The organism is Nocardia sp. NPDC051052 (assembly GCF_044456045.1).
GTDB lineage: Bacteria > Actinomycetota > Actinomycetes > Mycobacteriales > Mycobacteriaceae > Nocardia.
In genome coordinates this window covers 139,587-158,026 of record NZ_JBITFL010000017.1, presented here as the reverse complement: position 1 = coordinate 158,026, position 18,440 = coordinate 139,587, and the positions used below count along the sequence as shown (strand labels likewise).

Here is an 18,440-nt window from a genome sequence, read left to right as displayed (position 1 = left end):
GCCCACCCACCTTCGGTCAGTGCGCACCGATTACCCGAGGCGTTGGCAAATATTCAGAGCAGCGTGATGCTGCCGTTCGGGCCGTCGAGGGTGGCGATGAGGCCCCCTCGCAGGCCTGGTCGCACGGCGAGATCGGCCGACAACGCGCGCAGGCGGGCAGCGGTCTCCACGGGATCCGGGTGCACGGCCTCGAGGCCACGCAGCGTCACCTGCGGCAGGCTCGCTGACGGATGCGCGGTCGCACCCCAGTCGATAAGGAACGGAACCACGCCCGTGTGGCTACCGTCGCGCGACAGCGTCAGTCGCCAGCGCAGCGACTGCCTGGCGGGGGTGTCGCGGGACATGTCGGAAGCCGTGCCGGGGTCGTATCCGGCCATGCGGGCCGCGGCAATGGCCGCATCGATGTCGGTCACCCGCACCGCCCAGGTGATCAGCCGCGGTTCGGTCAGCTCATCGACCCCGAACGGCCGGGGGAGTGCTGGCGCGGGCTGGTCATCGTCCGGACCGATGATCTCGAGATAGCCGCCGTCGCCGAGGCCGAGCAGAAAATTGCGCGTTCCCCGGCCGTCGTGCCGGCCACCCGCTATTGGCGCCTCCCCGAGCAGCCGGGTAACCGCAGCTACCGTCCCCGGGAGATCAGGCGTTGCGAGCACAAGGTGATCCAAACCACTCACTCCGCAAAGCTACCGTCGATTTCGCGCACTGGGACTTGTGCTCACTCGGAGTGAGCTACGCTGCGCCGAAGTGAAACGTGTTACAGAAAGTGGCCGCGCGATGAAGGTGATGTTCGCACTGTGGGGCATCGGCGACCTGCTCGCCGACGAACTGACCGCCCGCCTGACGGCCGCCGGAACCGTTGCGGTGCAGGCGAATATCTCCGACGCCGCGGTAGCGGACGCGATGTTGCGGCTGACCGCCTTCGACGAACCGGTGGCGGCGGTGATCAGCGTGTGGCTCCCGGGCCGGCGTGAAACCGATGCCGTCGCAGACGTTCTCGCCTCGGTCGCGAAGCGGCTCGCCGGTTGGCACGTCGAGGAGACGCGGCCGATCGAGCCGCCCCTCGTTCCGCTGCGCGAACGGGCATCGGGCCTGGCCAACCTCGCGTTCCTGCGCCGACCCGATACGCTGTCGCACGCCGAATGGCTACATCGCTGGCGCGACCAGCACGCCGAGGTCGCCATCGCCACCCAGGCGACCTTCGGGTACGTCCAGAATCTCGTACTCGAACCCGTCACCGACGCGGCCCCCGACGTGGCGGCCATCGTCGAGGAACTGTTCCCGATCGAGGCTCTCGCCGACCCGCACGCGTTCTACGGCAGCGCGGGCGACAACGCCGAACTGACGCGCCGCATCGAACGACTGATGAAGAGCGTCAACACCTTCGGCGCCGACCGAGACATCGATGTGGTGCCGACCAGCCGCTACTTGCTGCGCTGAGATAACCCCGCGGCCTCGATGGCCGCCACCGAAGTACGCAACGCCGAGCGGGCGGCGAGAACGGCGGGATGGTTCCCGGTACCTCGCCGATACGCCAGTAGGGTCCGCCGCCGCGTCGTCAGCGGCGTCAACGTGACTTCCGCCGGGCATGTCAACGCGCCGAGCTCCGGAACGAGCGCCACCCCCTGCCCGGCCGCGACGAGCGCGAGCACGGTGCCGAAGTCGTCGGCATGATGCCGAATCCGGGGCGTGAATCCCACTGCCTGACAGGCACGCACGGTCATCGTGTGACACAACGTATCGGGAGTGCCTGCGATCCATGAGGTTTCGCGCCACGACGCCAGCGACTCGCCGGAAAGCGCAGCCAGATAGATGGTCTCCTCGAGCAGGGGCTCGGTATCCAATGCCGGGTCCGGCTCGACGGGCACATAGTCGTACTCCTGAATCAGCGCGACGTCCAGGGTTTCCGCGCGCAACGCCGCGGGCGCGGTCGCCGGGTCCAGCTCGGTCACCATCAGCTCGAGGCCGGGATGGTCCCGGCTCAACGCGACGAGCGCGGGGGACAGGATGGTTCGAACCGCGGTCGGGAATGCCCCGATCCGCAGCGTTCCGGTCAGTTCGGCACGGGTGGTGGCGAGCTCGGCGGCCGCCTGTTCGAGCACCGCGAGGATCGTCTCCGCGTGCTCGACGAGCGTGCGGGCGGCCGGGGTCAGCGTGACGCGTCGCCCGGTCCGCTCGAGCAACGGCACGCCTGCCTCCCGTTCCAGCGCGCTGAGCTGCTGGGAGACGGCCGAAGGCGTGTAGGCGAGCGCGTCGGCGACCGCGGCGATGGTCTCGCGATGCGCCAGCTCGCGCAGCAGCCGCAACTTGCGAATATCGAGCATCAGCCGATCTTATGCTCGACCATAGAAACGTGAACTAGACCTGAAGATTCAATCTGGTCAAGCTCATACCTATGACGCTCGCAGGCTTATTTGTCCCCCTTGTCACGCCGTTCACCGCCGACGGCGCGCTAGCCGCCGACGCGCTGGAAGGACTGGCGCACGCGGCCTTGGCCGACGGCGCGACCGGACTCGTCGCGCTCGGCACCACCGCCGAAGCCGCCACCCTGAGCGCCGTGGAGCGCGCACTCGTCGTCGAGATCTGCGCCCGCGTGTGCCGAGAACGTCACGGCCAGTTGATCGTCGGCGCCGGCTCGAACTCCACGGCCGACTCGATCGAGGCGGTCACCGCGCTCAGCCCGCACATCACCGCGGCGCTCACCGTCGTCCCGTACTACACGCGGCCCTCCGAGGCGGGTGTGCTCGCCCACTTCCGGTCGCTCGCCGACACCAGCCCCGTGCCGCTGGTCATCTACAACATTCCGTACCGCACCGGCCGCACGCTCAGCGCCGACACCCTCCGTCAGCTGGCCCAACACCCGAACATCATCGGTGTCAAACACGCCGTCGGCAGTATCGACGACACCACGATCGAGCTGATGCGAACGCGCCCAGCCGATTTCGCTGTTCTCGCGGGCGACGACCTCTACCTCGCGCCGCTGCTCGCTCTCGGCGCGGCAGGCGGCATTCTCGCCTCGTCGATTCTGGTGACCGGGTCGTTCGCCGCCCTCATCGCGGCCTGGCGGGACGGTCGGCTGGACGAGGCCCGCGCCCTCGGCCATCGCCTCGCCGGGCTGTCCACCACCCTGTTCGCCGAACCCAACCCGACCGTCATCAAAGCGGTCCTGGCGGCGCAGGGACGCATCCCCAGTCCGGCGGTTCGGCTGCCACTGCTGCCCGCCAGTGACCTCGCCACAGCCGCCGCTCTGGCCGCGTTCGAAAATTGTGCTGCCGAATTGCCAGAGAAATTGCTGGTGTAGGAGGCGAAGAGGTGCAACGCTGAAGCGGTGACTCAACCTCCGGATAATCAGGCGACGGGGCCTGACCCAACCGCCGACAAACTAGACCCGGCGGTCTTGAAAGTGGCAGGCGTGGTCGTGCTCGGCGCGATCATGTCGATCCTCGACATCACCGTCGTCAATATCGCGCTCCCCACCTTCCAAGCCGAATTCGAGACGAGCTACGCCATCGCGGCGTGGACGATCACCGGCTACACGCTGGCTCTTGCCACCGTCATTCCGCTCACCGGGTGGGCAGCGGACCGGTTCGGCACCAAACGCCTGTACATGGCGGCGTTGACATTCTTCGTACTCGGGTCCGTGCTGTGCGCCACCGCATGGAATATCGAGTCGCTCATCGCATTCCGCGTGATCCAGGGCATCGGCGGCGGCATGCTGATGCCGCTGGGCATGACGATCATGACGCACGCGGCAGGCCCGCAGCGCGTCGGCCGGGTGATGGCGGTGCTCGGCGTGCCGATGCTGCTCGGCCCGATCTGCGGCCCGATCCTCGGCGGTTGGCTGATCGAATTCCACTGGCAGTGGATCTTCCTGATCAATGTGCCGATCGGCATCATCGCGCTGGTGCTGGCCTATGTCGTGTTCCCCGCGGACAAGCCGGAGCCGTCGGAGTCGTTCGACTTCCTCGGCATGCTGCTCGCCTCGCCGGGACTCGCGTTGTTCCTGTTCGGTGTCTCGTCCATTCCGGGCGAGGGCACCGTGGTCGCGACGAAGGTGTTGCTGCCAGCGATTATCGGCGCTGTTCTGATGGTGTTGTTCGTGTTCCACGCGCTGCGCACGGAGCATCCGTTGATCGATCTGCATCTGTTCCGCAACCGTTCGCTGACCTTCGCGGTGCTCACCATGGTGCTGTTCGCCATCGCGTTCTTCGGCGGCGCGCTGCTGCTGCCGACGTATCTGCAGCAGGTCCGTGGTGAATCGGCGCTGCAGGCCGGATTGCTGCTCATCCCGCAGGGTTTGGGCGCGATGGTGACCATGCCGGTCGCCGGAAAGCTGGTCGACAAGATCGGGCCGGGGAAGATCGTGATGGTCGGCATCACGCTGATCGCGGTCAGCACGGTGTTCTTCACCCAGCTCACCGTGGACACGTCGTACCCGCTGATGCTCGCCGCACTGTTCGTGATGGGTCTCGGGATGGGCTGCACGATGATGCCGATCATGACCGCGGCCATCCAGACGCTGAGCCATCAGCAGGTCGCCCGTGGTTCGACGTTGATGAACATCGTCAACCAGACCGCCGGTTCGATCGGCACCGCGACCATCTCGGTGGTGCTGACCAACTTCCTGAACAACAAGGAATTCGCCAAGCCGGCGATCGCGGCCAACGCTAATCCGGAGTTCGCGAGCAAGCTGCCGCCCGGCGTGCTGGAGACCGGATTGAGCCAGGCCGCAACGGCATTCAGCCACACCTACATCGTGGCGCTGGTGTTGATCATCTGCACCCTGATCCCGGCGTTCTTCCTGCCGCGGACCAAGCCGAAGAATCCGGATTTGACCGACGCGGTTGCCGCGGTTCACGTTTAGCGATCATGCGCCGAGATCGCCTGTCCAGCAGGCGATCTCGGCGCATGGTTATCAGCTGGACAGGTCGTCGACGGTGGCCGCTTCGTTCCTGGACAGGTTGATGCCCAGGTTCGCCGCGGCACGGTCGAGATCCTCGTCGTCGCCGTCGCGCAGCTCGATGGCGAGGCCGTCGGACGACAGCACCTCGACATTGAGACAGAGGGACTGGAGTTCCTTGAGGAGCACCTTGAACGACTCCGGAATGCCCGGCTCCGGAATGTTCTCGCCCTTGACGATCGCCTCGTAGACCTTCACCCGGCCCACGATGTCGTCGGACTTGATGGTGAGCAGTTCCTGCAGCGTGTAGGCAGCGCCGTATGCCTGCATGGCCCAGCACTCCATTTCACCGAAGCGCTGACCACCGAACTGTGCCTTACCACCGAGCGGCTGCTGGGTGATCATCGAGTACGGACCGGTCGAACGGGCGTGGATCTTGTCGTCGACCAAGTGGTGCAGCTTCAGGATGTACATGTAGCCGACTGCCACCGGGTACGGGAACGGCTCGCCGGAGCGGCCGTCGAACAGCGTCGCCTTGCCATCCGCGCCGACCATCGCATCGCCGTCGCGATTGGGCAGCGTCGAGCCGAGCAACCCGGTCAACTCCTCGTCGCGGGCGCCGTCGAACACCGGGGTGGCGATATTGCTGTTCGCGGGCGCGGCCAGCATCTCCGCCGGCAGCGTCGCGGCCCAATCGGGTGCACCCTTGACCTCCCAGCCGGTTTTGCCGATCCACCCGAGGTGGGTCTCCAAGATCTGGCCGATGTTCATCCGACGCGGCACACCGTGGGTGTTCAGGATGATGTCGACCGCGGTGCCGTCCGGCATGAACGGCATGTCTTCGGTCGGCAGGATCTTGCCGATAACACCCTTGTTGCCGTGGCGACCGGCGAGCTTGTCGCCGTCCTGGATCTTGCGCTTCTGCGCCACATACACGCGCACCAGCTCATTGACACCGGGAGGCAGGTCATCATCGTCGGCACGCGAAAAGACCCGGATGCCAATGACTTTCCCGGATTGACCGTGCGGCACCTTGAGTGAGGTGTCGCGGACCTCGCGGGCCTTCTCGCCGAAAATCGCACGCAGCAAACGTTCTTCGGGAGTCAGCTCGGTCTCGCCCTTGGGCGTCACCTTGCCGACGAGAATGTCACCGTCGCGGACCTCGGCACCGATCCGGATGATGCCGCGGTCATCGAGATCGGCGAGCACGTCGTCGGAGATGTTCGGAATATCGCGGGTGATCTCCTCCGCGCCCAATTTCGTGTCGCGAGCGTCGACTTCGTGCTCTTCGATGTGGATCGAGGTGAGTACGTCCTCTTCCACGAGGCGCTGCGACAGGATGATCGCGTCCTCGTAGTTGTGGCCTTCCCACGGCATGATCGCGACGAGCAGGTTCTTGCCCAGCGCCATCTCGCCGTTCTCGGTGCATGGACCATCGGCAAGCACCTGTCCCGCTTCGACCCGCGCGCCCTCGTCGACGATCGGTCGTTGGTTGACGCAGTTGCCTTGATTCGACCGAGCGAACTTGCGCAGGCGATAACTCTTGCGGCTGCCGTCATCCGCCATCACGGTGAGGTAGTCGGCCGAAACCTCTTCCACCACACCGGCTTTCTCGTTGACGACGACGTCGCCCGCGTCGATGGCGGCCCGCAGTTCCATGCCGGTGCCAACCAGGGGGGCCTCGGAGCGGATCAGCGGAACGGCCTGACGCTGCATGTTCGCACCCATTAGAGCGCGGTTGGCGTCGTCGTGCTCGAGGAATGGGATCATGGCCGTCGCGACCGACACCATCTGGCGCGGTGAGACATCCATGTAATCGACCTCGACCGGCGCGACGAACTCCACCTCGTCGCCGAAGCGCCGCGCGAGGACCTTGTGCTCCACCAGTCGTCCTTCGGCGTCGACCGGAGAGTTGGCCTGGGCGCGGATATACCGTTCCTCTTCATCGGCGGTCAGATAAACCACCTCGTCGGTCACCTGCCCGTCGACGACCTTGCGGTACGGCGTCTCGATGAAACCGAACGGATTGACCCGGGCGAACACCGAAAGATAGCCGATGAGACCGATGCTCGGGCCTTCCGGCGTTTCGATAGGGCACATCCGCCCGTAGTGGCTGAAGTGGATATCGCGAACCTCGATGCTGGCCCGTTCCCTGGACAGGCCGCCGGGGCCGAGCGCCGACAGCCTGCGTTTGTGGGTGAGGCCCGCGAGCGGGTTGTCCTGCATCATGAACTGCGACAGCTGCGAAGTGCCGAAGAACTCTTTGATCGACGCGCTGACCGGGCGGATGTTGATCAGGGTCTGCGGCGTGATCGCCTCGATGTCCTGCGTCGTCATCCGCTCGCGAACCACCCGCTCCATGCGCGACAAGCCGATTCGGAGCTGGTTCTGGATCAGCTCGCCGACCGTGCGGACGCGTCGGTTGCCGAAGTGGTCGATGTCGTCGACCCCGATCGGCACCTCGACGCCGCCCTCTGCGGTCATGGTCTTGTCGCCCACGCGCAGATGCGCCAGGTACTCGATGATCGCGACGAGGTCTGCCTCGGTCAACGTGGCCGAGTCGATATCGAGACCCAGTTTCTTGTTGATCTTGTAGCGGCCAACGCGCGCCAGGTCGTAGCGCTTCTCCTTGAAGAACAAGTTCTCCAGCAGGGTCTGCGCGGACTCCTTGGTCGGCGGCTCGCCCGGACGCAGCTTGCGGTAGATGTCGAGCAGCGCCTCGTCGGTGCCCGCCGTGTGATCTTTTTCCAGCGTCGACATCATGATCTCGGAAAACCCGAAACGCTCGATGATCTGTTCGGCGGTCCAGCCGAAAGCCTTGAGCAGCACGGTGACCGGCTGGCGACGCTTGCGGTCGATTCGGACTCCGACGGAATCGCGCTTATCGATGTCGAACTCCAGCCATGCCCCACGGGCGGGGATAACCCGCGCACTGTGCAGGTCCTTCTCGGTGGTCTTGTCGACGGAGTGGTCGAAGTAGACACCCGGCGAACGAACCAACTGGGCGACGACGACGCGCTCGGTGCCGTTGACGATGAAGGAGCCCTTGTCGGTCATCATCGGGAAATCTCCCATGAAGACCGTCTGGCTCTTGATCTCACCGGTGTTGTTGTTGATGAATTCCGCGGTGACGAACAACGGCGCCGCGTAGGTCATGTCTTTGTCTTTGCACTCGTCGATGGAGGCCTTGACCTCTTCGAATCGTGGGTCGGACAGCGACAGCGACATGGTGCCCGCGAAGTCTTCGATCGGCGAGAGCTCGGCGAGCGCCTCTTCGAGGCCGCCCGCGGTGCTGTTCTCGCCACGCGCGGCGGCACGCGCCCGCCATTCCGGCGCGCCGATCAACCATTCGAAGGAGTCGGTTTGCACGTCGAGCAAGCCCGGCACATCCAAGGGTTCACGGATTCTGGCGAACGACACCCGTTTCGGGGCGCCGGGGATTGCGGCGACTACCTGGGCTGTAGTGGTGACTTTTTGGGACGAGACTGACACGGTGCGTCCTTCCGCGACCTCACACTGCTGATGAATTGCGTGTGGTCACCTACCCGAACCAAACTCGCACACCGCAAGAAGCGAACACCACGTCAATTGACGGTGATTCACACAATGGGTTGGTGTGGTCGGACAGGAGGCAGCCAGCGCAACGTCCCAAGTTACTCGCAGATTCGGCGCAGCACAATAAGCATTCGATATTTGGGGTCATGTAACAACCACGTCGAATGTTTCCTCTGTAGGAATAGTAACTCTGGGAACGTGCCTGAGTCAAGGCTTTCGGCGGAATCGCCGCTAGTTCGGCAGGGGAGCCGCGGGTTATGGGTGTGCTTCGTCGAGGAAGTCCAGCACGAGCGGGCCCGCGACGGCGCGGAATTCGTCGAAGTAGGCATGCCGGGCGCCCGGGATCAACCGCATCCGCGCGTGCGGGATGCGTTCGGCGAGCAGGGGCGCGTTCGCGGCGGGATTGAACCGGTCGTCGGTGCCGTGCACGATCAGGGTGGGAGTTGTGATGTCCGGCAGGACATCCCAGGCGTCGTGCTTGTTACTGGCCATGAGATGGCGGCGCTTGGCATAGGCGGGCATGGCGGGATCGCCGAGGGTGTTGTATGGACCGGTGTTGTGCGCCAACCACTCCGGGGTGTACATGAGTTCCAGCAGGGCCTGTCGCGCCTCGTCCGGGTCGGGGTGGATGAGCGACTGCCGAATGTCGGGACCGCGTTCGATGCTGTGCTTACCGCCGGGGGAGGTGCAGCCGAGGACCAGGGCGTGCACCCGCCCCGGATGGCGGGCGGCCAGCCATTGTGCGACGCGACCGCCCATGGACGTGCCGTATACCGCCGCCTGCTCGATGCCGAGGTCGTCGAGTACCGCGACCACGTCGTCGGCGAATCCGACTGTGCTGTATGGCTCGTCGGGTTTGTCGCTGTCCCCGGTGCCGCGCCAGTCGAGTGTGACGGTGCGATATCGGGTCTCGAAGTCCGTCCGGATGCCGTCCCACCAGTGGTGATTGTTGGCTTGCCCGGCGAGCAGCAGTAGAGGAGCACCTTCGCCTGCGGTGTGATAGGCGAGGCGAACGCCGTTGGCGGCCTTGGCATATGGCACGGTGCTGTTCCTATCGGGTCGGTTGGTGGGTGGGGCGCAGGCCGTCGAGGACGAGTTCCAGGCATCGACGCCACGCGGGCGAACCGGTCGCCTCGCCGAGCAGCGACAGTGCCCATACCAGATGCACCACGTCGTCATCGCTCGCGTCGGCGCGCACCGCGCCTGCCTGGCGAGCGCGAGCGAGCAGCGTCGACAGGTGTGACATCCCGCGATTGCACGCCTCGGTCAGCTGGGCGGCGGCGGGATGGTCACCGGTGAAAGCCTCTAGCAAGCCGCGGTCGGTGGTCATCTGGCCGAGCAGTGCCTCGATGAACCCGCTGAACGCCGCCCACGCATCAGGCTCGGCCGCGGCCTGGGCGGCGAATTCGTCGATGGCGGCGAGGCGCGGGGGTAGCAGTGCCTCGATGAGCGCGTCGCGGTGTGGGAAGTGGTTGTACAGCGTGCCGATGCTGACCCCGGCGCGCCGTGCGATTTCCTCGAGTGACCCGTCGAGTCCCTGCTCGGTGAACACGCCGGCCGCCTCCCGCAACAGCTTCTCGCGATTGCGGGCCGCGTCGCGGCGCATCGGTTTGGTCATGTGGACCATCTTACAAAAATCGAGGGGCTCCTCGATTTCGTGCTAGGTTTTGAAAATGAGGGTCCCCTCAATGTTTGGAAGGAGATTCATGTCCACCACGCCAACCGCTGTGATCGTCGGCGTCGGACCAGGCCTGGGGATGTCGATGGCCAGGCGTTTCGGCAGCGAAGGATTCCGCGTCGCGCTGATCTCGCGCGGCGGAGCGCGTCACGAGGGCTATCTGAAAGAGCTTGCCGCACAAGGCATCGACGCCGCCGCCTACGCCGCTGACATCACCGACCGGGCTCGCCTGACGTCCGTCCTCGGCGAGATCGCAAGTGGCGGTGACATCGGGCTCGCCTACTACGGGCCGGGCCCCACGCAACAACCTATCCCGCTCACCGAAATGGACGTCAGCACAGCACAATCCGCGTTCGACTGGGTCTGGCCAGCCATCGACATGGTCCATGAGGTCCTCCCTGCCATGCTGACCAGAGGCACTGGCGCGCTACTCTTCGCGGGCGGTCTGTCCAGCGTCCGCCCGATGCCCATGCTCGGCCACCTGGCGCTGCCTTCGGCTGCTCTCCGCAACTACGCCGTCACCCTCAACGCCGCCCTCGCTGACCGCGGCGTCTACGCGGCCACGCTCACCATCGGCGGCCTGATCGAACGCGGCGACATCCACACAATGGTCACCGCCGATCCGGCCCGCTTCGGCTCGATGGTTGGCCACACCCTGAATCCGGACGACCTCGCCGCCACCGCCTGGGACATGTACCGCACCCGCGACCGAGCCGAGGAGGTGTTCGATCTTTTCGGCGGCTGACCAGGGCGGCCTCAGCCGTCGGTGAGGATGCCGGCGGCGGCGTCGAGTCCCTCGGTGGTTCCGACGATCACCAGCAGGTCGCCCGCGGCGAAGGTGAAGTCCGGGCCGGGTGACGGGATCACCGACCCGCCTCGCATGATCGCGACGATGGAAGCCCTTGTCCGGGTGCGCATCTCGGTCTCGCCGAGCGGGCGGTCGTCGTACGGGGAGCCGCCGAGGATGGCGAACTGCCGGGTGTTGACGCCGTCGTACTCGCGATGTTCCGCACGCAGCTGTGCGACCAGCTGGGGTGCGCCGAGCAGGTTGGCCAACGCGGCCGCCTCCGACGCCGATAGCGGAATCTGTTCGGTGGCTTCGGGATTGCCGGACTTGCTGACGATCAGGTAGATCGTGCCGTCCTTGTGATCGATAACGCCGATCCGGCGGCGAACGCCTTTGATCGGAAAGTCTTTGCGCACACCGATGCCCGGCAGGCGCGTCACTTCAACGTTCACTCCCTCAGCGTAACCGCGTCGTTTGCTCGGCGGTGTGATGCTGGTCATTCAATCTAACCGAACGATCGTTCATATTGTAGCCTCGGGGTAGCTGCCAGCTACCGCGAGGAGTCCCACCATGACTGCCACACACACGATTCGGCCCTTGGCGCCGACCGAGGCCGTTTATGTCGGCCTGGGATTGTTCGTCGGATACTCCGTTCACGTGCGTGGCCATCTTGGCATCGTGGCGTTGTCGCAGGCCTTTGCCGCGCTGCGTCGTGCGTACCCCATCCTCGGCGCGTATCTCGTGGCCAATGCGCAGGGAGCGGTGCTGGTCGGCTCGTCGGCGCCGCCGGTGATCAGGGTGTTCGACGGCGAGGTCGCGTCGGTCCGCTATGACACCGACCTGGACGCCGCCCGGGCGGTATGCGAGCTGCATGTGGTCCGTGAAGGTGATCGCGCGAATGTGACGCTGCTGGTTCACCACAGCGTTGCCGATGGTCATCATTCGCTTGCGTTGTTGGCGGAGTTATGGTCCCTGTACACCGATTTCGTCGCGGGGAAGCGCGTCCCGTCAGTGGAACGGCACGCTTACCCGATGTCGCTGGAGGCGTTGTACGCCGAACGCGGCATCGCTCCCGTCGAAGCCGAAGCCGCCGTGCCCGGCGACGCACCGCCCGCGCCGGACGGCGAGCGCCAACTCGTCGCGCTGTCGTCTCTGCGTTGCCGGCTCGACGAGGAGCAGACCGCGGCATTGGTCGACTTCGGCCACCGGCAAGGCGCGACGATCAACAGCTTGGTCTCCGCGGCCATCCTGCTCGCCATCGCGGACGTGCACAATGTGCCGCTGACCGAGATGCCCTACGCCTTCCTCGTGGAGCTGCGGTCGCGCGTCTCGCCGCCGGTGGCCTTCACCGAGGGCACGAACATCTTGGGCTACGGGCGATACGTCACCGAGGGCGATTCCGTCGATCTCGCGGATATCGCACGGGCGATCGGCGCACGGCTCGCCGCGGATCTGGCCGATCAACGGATTCATCATGCCGCGGTGCAGGCTGCCGGTAGCAAATTCGCTGTGCTGCAAGAACTTCAACAGGCTCCGGCTGCGGCACTCGCGACGAACTGGGGCAAAATCCCTACCCTTCGCCACCCGGACACGCTCGAACTGGACGACTTCTGGCCGCTGTTCCATATCGACGCGCCGATACCGGCCGACGCGCCTGAAGCGACGCCATTTTTCGTGATTACCGGATTCGCAGGTCGGCTGAGCGTCGACTTACTCATGCCGGAGCTGACCGACAGCCATCGGGAAATTGTTGCGGCACTGCGTGATCGCCTGTTGTCGGTCCGGTAGACGGATCGGCGATGGCGCAGTGCCGCAGCTTGGGTCAGTCCGAGGGCCCAGCGAGGTGGTAACGCACCGTGGGGCTCCACAGGAAGAAGCCGTTCACGCCGGCATCGTTCGCGGCGTCGATCTGGGCCCTGACCTCACCGGGACCGTAGTTGACGCCGAGGCTGAAGTCCTGCAACCAGGGGACGACCTTGGCGGCGGTGCCCTGCGTCTGGGTGCGGAAGTCGTGCAAGGAGCGGAAAATGATGTCGTAGGGCTGCGAATTCGGGTTGGCGACACCGTATTCGCCGGCGTTCCAATGCGAGGGATACAGCATCGGCGCGAGGTAATCGACGTACTTGGCCATCAAGGGAATGTCCTGGGCGATCTCTTCGGGCCGGGTGGCGGCCACGCCGAACACCGCGGCACTCTGCTCGGCGCCCGCGTCGCGCACGGGATCGCGGCTCTCATGCAGGAATTCGGCGATCGACACGGTGGGCGAGGTGGTCGAGCCGGGGAACTGCATCTGCGACAGCGCGCCGTCCGGGCGCCGGATGTAGTCGTACATGACACCGTCGAAGCCGAGTTCGGCCGCCTCGACCGCGAGATCGATGTTGTATCTGCGTATTTCGGGGCTCGCGAAATTGGTGAAGGCGATCGGGCCGTACCTGCTGGAATACGGCTGACCAGAAGGTGTTTGGACGACCCAGTCCTGATGGCCTGTCTGCCAAGCCCATTCGGCCATCGTCTTGTCCCGGAACGCGACGATCCGGCCAACCACTCGAATGCCCATGTCGTGCAACTGCCGCAATGCCGCCCGAGCGTCGTAGATCGGCGTGACGGCACCCGATTCGCGGGCGAGCGGCACCTGGGAGTCGTAGCCGACCACGCCGTCCTCGTCCTTGATATCGAGCTGCACCGTATTGATGCGCCCATCGCGCGCCATGTTCAGCACGTCCTCGCGGAGTTCGTCATCGGACCATCCGTAGGCGGTCACGTGCACCGCCTTGATCCGTGGCTGCTCGATCGCCGCCGTGATCGGCTGTGCGGCCTCGTTACCCGCCGCGTCCACGGCGACCACCTGGGCGCCGGTTTGCGCGCGCGGCATCATGATCTCGAACGATCCGTCGTCGGCTGGTGTCACCGACTGTGTGCCGATGGACACACGTGCGGCGTCTTTCGCCTTGCCGCGCACGTTAACCGGCTGGCGGTAAGAAGTCACGCCAGTGGGCTGCGTCAGCTCCAGGGCCGGCGCCTCGTTGTCGACGGTGAAGGTCTTCGACACGCCCGGGCCAGTGCGCAGGAAGCCGAGGAAGCTCGGCGGGATCTCGGCGGTGAACTTGTGCTCGCCATCGGACAGCGGCCCCGGCCGGTAGGCGACGGTGCTGCCGTCGACCGTGCCGGTGACCGGCTGGCCGTCGAGTTCGAGTCGCACGGCGCCGGGGTCGTATGCACCCGCGTCTACGCGCAAAGTCATGGTGGACAAGGTGCTTGCGCCGACCAGACTGTTCGGGAGACCGGTGACGGTCAATCCACGGGGTTCGGTGCGCACCCAGCTCAGGGTTACAGAAGCGACAAGAATTGATAAGACTGAGATAACCAGGACTGCCGCTAACCGCCGGTGTCCTGTAACGCCTAGTCTTTCTAGCAACGCGCACACCAACTTTCGTCTGAATATCGCTCAACTATCGCGGGTTCGGCCCGCGCCCGTCGCTACTTTGCCCGAGTTCCTTACGCAACGAAATGGTCGCACTCGCGTACTGTTTGCGCGGTGGCGAAGAACGCGACTATCGGTGTTCGAGTTGTCCTGTCGGTGCTGGTGTGCACGGCCGCCGCGTCCTGCGCCGCGGAGCCTGACCCGGCCACTCCGCCGGCGATGGCGACCCCGCCACCGTCGAGTAGCCCCGCGCCCGATCCGAGGGCGGTCGGTGCCAACGAACTCGGCGTCGTGCCTGTCCTCATGTACCACCAGCTGGCGTCCGCGCCGGACAGCGAATACGACCAGACGCCAGAGAAATTCCGCGCCGAACTCGATCGACTCCTCGCCGAGAACTACCGTCCGGTGACGACGTCGGCCTACATCTCCGGCGCCTTCGACCTGCCCGCGGGCACCCATCCGGTGGTGCTCACCTTCGACGACTCGACCCTCAGCCAGCTCACGGTCAGCGACGACGGCAAGGTCGCGCCCGACACCGCCGTCGGCATCCTCGAACAGTTCCGGATCGAGCATCCGGAGTTCGCGCCCACCGCGACCTTCTACGTCAACAACCAGCCGTTCGGCGACAATCCGCGAGCCCTATCGTGGCTGGCCGCACACGGATACGAGATCGGCGCGCACACCGCGAGCCACGCGAACCTCGCGCAGTTGGACAGCACCGGCGTCCAACGCGAGCTGGCGGACAACGTCCGCGCCATCGTGTCGGCGGCGCCGGGCCAAGTGCGGACGATGGCGTTGCCGCTCGGCATTGCCCCGGCCGACCGCAACCTGGCCACCGCGGGCAGTTGGGACGGCACGAATTACGCGTTCGAGTCGGTGCTGCTGGTCGGTGCCGAGCCGGCGCCTTCGCAATACGGCGAACTCGATTCCACGGCTGTTCCCCGAATCCGTTCGGGGAGAACGGCGGTCGACTTCGACTCCACCTACTGGCTCGACCGGCTCGCGGCGAACCCGGAGCAGCGCTACACCTCCGATGGCAACCCAAAGCAGATCTCCTTCCCTGCACGCTTATCCGGGACGTTGAACCCACGGTGGTCGGGTCAGGCGAAGTCGTACTGATGCAACCGCTTGATCAGGTTCTGCCGGTCGTCGCGTTCACCGCGGCGAACTAGCGGCCAGTTGTTCGAGGACGGCGACCATCCGATCGATCTCCGCGCAGGTGTTGTAGAAGGCGAACGACGGACGCACCGTCGCCTCCAAGCCCAGTCGACGCAGAATCGGCTGGGCACAATGATGTCCGGCGCGAACCGCGATGCCCTTCTCGTTCAACGCCTTTCCGACTTCGATCGGCTCGTAGCCGGCCATGACGAAGGACAGCACGCTCGCTTTGTCGGCGGCGGTGCCCACCAGGCGGATACCGCGTACCGCTGCGACCCGAGGTGTCGCGTACTCGAGCAGTTCGTGCTCGTAGCGCGCGATCGCGTCCATGCCGATGCGCTGGACGTATTCGATGGCCGCGCCGAGGCCGACCGCGTCGGCGATATTGCCGGTGCCCGCCTCGAAACGCCCGGGAGGCGGCTGGAACAGCGAACGCTCCAGGGTCACATCGCTGATCATGTTGCCGCCGCCCTGCCAGGGCGGAACGTCTTGCAGTATCTCGGATTTCCCGTAGACGACGCCGATTCCAGTGGGCCCGAACAGCTTATGGCCGGAGAACACGAAGAAATCGGCGCCGATCGAGCGCACGTCGATGGTGGTGTGCGGGACCGATTGCGCGCCGTCGACGAGGGTGACCGCCCCGGCCCGCTGCGCCTCGGCGACGATCTCGCGCACCGGCGTGATGGTGCCGAGTGCGTTCGAAACATGCGCCACCGAAACGAGTTTCGTTCGATCAGAAAGCAGCTTGGTGTATTCGCCCAGCAGCAGTTCGCCGTTGTCGTCGACCGGAATGACCTTCAACTGCGCGCCGGTCTCGGCGGCCAGCATCTGCCAAGGGACGATATTCGCGTGGTGCTCGAGGTGCGAGATGATGATCTCGTCACCCTCACGAATGTTCTTGCGTCCCCACGTTTGTGCGATCAGGTTGATGCCCTCGGTGGCGCCGCGGACGAAGATGATCTCCTCCGCCGACGACGCGCCGATGAACCGGGCCACGATGTCGCGGGCCTGCTCGTAGGCGTCGGTGGAGCGCGCCGCCAATTCGTGGGCGGCACGGTGGATATTGGAGTTCTCGTGCTCGTAGAAATGGGCGATGCGGTCGATCACCGGACGTGGTTTCTGGGTCGTCGCGGCGTTGTCGAACCACACCAGCGGGTGGCCGTTCACGCGCTCGCGCAGGATCGGGAAGTCGTTGCGCACCGCCTGCACGTCGAAGGGCGGGTGTGCGTCGGGGACGCGGTACGACGCGGCGGGGCCGGTTGACGCGGCATTGCCGGGCGAATTCAGGAAGTAGAAGCTCGGCGCCGCAGACGACTGCTGTGGCGCGGCATCGGGAAAGCGTTGCGGGGAAAGCACTCCGCGCAGCGACGGCAGTGTTGTGAGAAACGGGTCGTTGTGGATTCCAGCGGTACTCGTCGGCTGGTGTGCGGGTGGGCCCGCCGCATCGGCCATCGGCACGTCGCGTCCCCAGCCGGGTACCGACGGCGCGGGAGTACTGCCGCCTGGTGGCGTAGTACCCGAAAATGCTTGTGCGCCTAATGGTGCCGGAGATGAGGTCGTACGGCTATCGGAAGGTGCGGTGCCATTGACGCCGGGGACCGACGGGGTTGGCGTACTGCCGCCGGGGGGCGTGGTACCTGAGGTCGCCGGTGTACTCGCTCCAGGGACTGACGGCTCCGGTGTGCGGCCGCCCGGTGGGGTGGTAGCCGAAACGCCCTGCGCACCCGACGATGCCGCATCCGGCGTACGTCCACCAGGATGTGTCGCACCGGCAAACCCCGGTGCACCGGCCGCCGTCGCCGCAGGCACCGGTGAAGGCACCGGCACATTCGGCGGCGACGTCGGCATATCCGGCTGCGCCACGCTCAGGCCTGCCGGTGCGGCGGGCGGACCCGCCGAACCCGACGGCAGCGCCGAGAAGAACGCTCCGGCAAGGCGATTGAGCGTCGCCTCGTCCGGCAGCGGCCACTCGGCGCCGCCCTCGTCGCCTGGGCGTGCGATGTCAGCTCCGGTAGGTCGGTGCGTAGTCATGGAACTTGCCCACCTCGGCTCCGTCGAGCACTGCCACCGCATCGTCGGTCAGAATCGCCAGCGAGCAGTACAGCGACACCAGATATGACGCGATCGCGCTGCGATCAATACCCATGAACTTCACCGAGAGGCCCGGTCCCTGTTCACCGGCCAGTCCCGGCTGATACAGCCCGACCACGCCCTGACGGGCTTCGCCGGTGCGGATCAGCACGAACTTGGTCTTCCCGCGTTCCACCGGGACCTTGTCCGACGGGATAATGGGAATCCCACGCCAGGTCAGGAACTGCGACCCGAACATGCTCACGGTCGGCGGCGGCACACCGCGCCGGGTGCATTCCCTGCCGAACGCCGCGATGCCCTGCGGGTGGGTGAGGAAGAAGCCCGGCTCTTTCCAGACCTTGGTGATCAAATTGTCGAGGTCGTCCGGTGTCGGCGGGCCGGCGATTGTCGAGAGTCGTTGCTTCTTCGTGGCATTCGCGATGAGACCGTAGTCCGGGCTGTTGATCAGCTCGCCCTCTTGGTGCTCCTTGATTGCCTCGATGGTCAACCGCAACTGTTGAGCAATCTGATCGTGCGGGCTCGAATACAGATCCGAGACGCGGGTGTGCACATCGAGAATGGTGTGCACGGCCTTGAGTCGGTACTCGCGCGGGTCTCGCTCGTAGTCGATAAATGTCTCCGGCAGTGGAGACTCGTCGAAGTTGTCGCACTGAATATCGACGGTTTGTTCATGCGTGACCCGGTTACGCCGGTAGATACCGGCCTCGACGGGCACCCAGTTCAACAGATGAACCAACCACCGTGGGGTGATCGACTCCATCTGCGGAACGGTCTTCGTTGCATTGGCGAGTGTCCGGGCAGCTTCATCGCCCAGCGCCACCGGCCGTGGAACAGCTTTTGTCATCGAACCACC

15 protein-coding genes are annotated in these 18,440 nt (G+C 65.5%); 6 read left to right on the top strand and 9 right to left on the bottom strand.

What is annotated here, in order from left to right; all coding sequences use genetic code 11:
- Positions 1 to 53: 53 nt before the first annotated feature.
- Positions 54 to 674: a VOC family protein gene (locus ACIBCN_RS39530; protein WP_396997355.1), complete on the bottom strand. Its 621-nt coding sequence runs from the start codon at positions 672 to 674 to the stop codon at positions 54 to 56.
- 70 nt (positions 675 to 744) lie between these two features.
- Between ACIBCN_RS39530 and ACIBCN_RS39525 the strand changes: the two genes are divergently transcribed.
- Positions 745 to 1,437: an EthD domain-containing protein gene (locus tag ACIBCN_RS39525; RefSeq protein WP_396997353.1), complete on the top strand. Its 693-nt coding sequence runs from the start codon at positions 745 to 747 to the stop codon at positions 1,435 to 1,437.
- On the opposite strand, the gene ACIBCN_RS39520 is transcribed toward ACIBCN_RS39525, so the two are convergent.
- Positions 1,422 to 2,321, bottom strand: coding sequence for a LysR family transcriptional regulator (locus tag ACIBCN_RS39520; RefSeq protein ID WP_396997351.1), 900 nt, complete (start codon positions 2,319 to 2,321; stop codon positions 1,422 to 1,424). The genes ACIBCN_RS39525 and ACIBCN_RS39520 overlap by 16 nt on opposite strands.
- Positions 2,322 to 2,392: 71 nt before the next feature.
- Here ACIBCN_RS39520 and dapA point away from each other — a divergent pair, with 71 nt between their 5' ends.
- Both dapA and ACIBCN_RS39510 read left to right on the top strand, forming a co-directional pair.
- Positions 2,393 to 3,298, top strand: coding sequence for a 4-hydroxy-tetrahydrodipicolinate synthase (gene dapA, locus ACIBCN_RS39515; protein ID WP_396997349.1), 906 nt, complete (start codon positions 2,393 to 2,395; stop codon positions 3,296 to 3,298).
- A gap of 27 nt (positions 3,299 to 3,325) precedes the next feature.
- Positions 3,326 to 4,861: a DHA2 family efflux MFS transporter permease subunit gene (locus tag ACIBCN_RS39510; protein WP_396997348.1), complete on the top strand. Its 1,536-nt coding sequence runs from the start codon at positions 3,326 to 3,328 to the stop codon at positions 4,859 to 4,861.
- Between the two features lie 51 nt (positions 4,862 to 4,912).
- Here the strand turns inward: ACIBCN_RS39510 and ACIBCN_RS39505 are convergent, their stop codons facing one another.
- From ACIBCN_RS39505 to ACIBCN_RS39495, 3 genes are all read right to left on the bottom strand, one after another.
- Positions 4,913 to 8,389: a DNA-directed RNA polymerase subunit beta gene (locus ACIBCN_RS39505; RefSeq protein ID WP_396997345.1), complete on the bottom strand. Its 3,477-nt coding sequence runs from the start codon at positions 8,387 to 8,389 to the stop codon at positions 4,913 to 4,915.
- Positions 8,390 to 8,707: 318 nt separating this feature from the next.
- A complete protein-coding gene (locus ACIBCN_RS39500; protein ID WP_396997343.1) occupies positions 8,708 to 9,493 on the bottom strand; it encodes an alpha/beta fold hydrolase in 786 nt (261 codons plus the stop codon).
- A 10-nt stretch (positions 9,494 to 9,503) separates the two neighbouring features.
- Positions 9,504 to 10,070 (bottom strand): TetR/AcrR family transcriptional regulator, encoded by a 567-nt coding sequence (locus ACIBCN_RS39495; protein ID WP_396997342.1) that lies wholly within the window; start codon positions 10,068 to 10,070, stop codon positions 9,504 to 9,506.
- Between the two features lie 88 nt (positions 10,071 to 10,158).
- Between ACIBCN_RS39495 and ACIBCN_RS39490 the strand changes: the two genes are divergently transcribed.
- Positions 10,159 to 10,875 carry an SDR family NAD(P)-dependent oxidoreductase gene (locus ACIBCN_RS39490; RefSeq protein WP_396997341.1) on the top strand — a complete coding sequence of 239 codons (717 nt, stop codon included), beginning with the start codon at positions 10,159 to 10,161 and terminating at the stop codon, positions 10,873 to 10,875.
- 11 nt (positions 10,876 to 10,886) lie between these two features.
- Here ACIBCN_RS39490 and ACIBCN_RS39485 read toward each other — a convergent pair whose 3' ends face one another.
- Positions 10,887 to 11,369 (bottom strand): cation:proton antiporter regulatory subunit, encoded by a 483-nt coding sequence (locus ACIBCN_RS39485; RefSeq protein WP_396997339.1) that lies wholly within the window; start codon positions 11,367 to 11,369, stop codon positions 10,887 to 10,889.
- 118 nt (positions 11,370 to 11,487) lie between these two features.
- Here ACIBCN_RS39485 and ACIBCN_RS39480 point away from each other — a divergent pair, with 118 nt between their 5' ends.
- On the top strand, positions 11,488 to 12,705 hold the full coding sequence (locus ACIBCN_RS39480; protein WP_396997337.1) for a hypothetical protein: 1,218 nt from the start codon (positions 11,488 to 11,490) through the stop codon (positions 12,703 to 12,705).
- Between the two features lie 34 nt (positions 12,706 to 12,739).
- On the opposite strand, the gene ACIBCN_RS39475 is transcribed toward ACIBCN_RS39480, so the two are convergent.
- A complete protein-coding gene (locus ACIBCN_RS39475; protein WP_396997335.1) occupies positions 12,740 to 14,233 on the bottom strand; it encodes a putative glycoside hydrolase in 1,494 nt (497 codons plus the stop codon).
- A gap of 219 nt (positions 14,234 to 14,452) precedes the next feature.
- On the opposite strand from ACIBCN_RS39475, the gene ACIBCN_RS39470 reads away from it, so the two are divergent.
- Positions 14,453 to 15,457 carry a polysaccharide deacetylase family protein gene (locus ACIBCN_RS39470; protein ID WP_396997334.1) on the top strand — a complete coding sequence of 335 codons (1,005 nt, stop codon included), beginning with the start codon at positions 14,453 to 14,455 and terminating at the stop codon, positions 15,455 to 15,457.
- 36 nt (positions 15,458 to 15,493) lie between these two features.
- Here the strand turns inward: ACIBCN_RS39470 and ACIBCN_RS39465 are convergent, their stop codons facing one another.
- Positions 15,494 to 17,527 (bottom strand): family 2A encapsulin nanocompartment cargo protein cysteine desulfurase, encoded by a 2,034-nt coding sequence (locus tag ACIBCN_RS39465; protein ID WP_396997333.1) that lies wholly within the window; start codon positions 17,525 to 17,527, stop codon positions 15,494 to 15,496.
- Positions 17,499 to 18,431 carry a family 2A encapsulin nanocompartment shell protein gene (locus ACIBCN_RS39460; protein ID WP_396997331.1) on the bottom strand — a complete coding sequence of 311 codons (933 nt, stop codon included), beginning with the start codon at positions 18,429 to 18,431 and terminating at the stop codon, positions 17,499 to 17,501. Before ACIBCN_RS39460 ends, ACIBCN_RS39465 begins: the two co-directional genes overlap by 29 nt.
- Positions 18,432 to 18,440 lie beyond the last annotated feature (9 nt).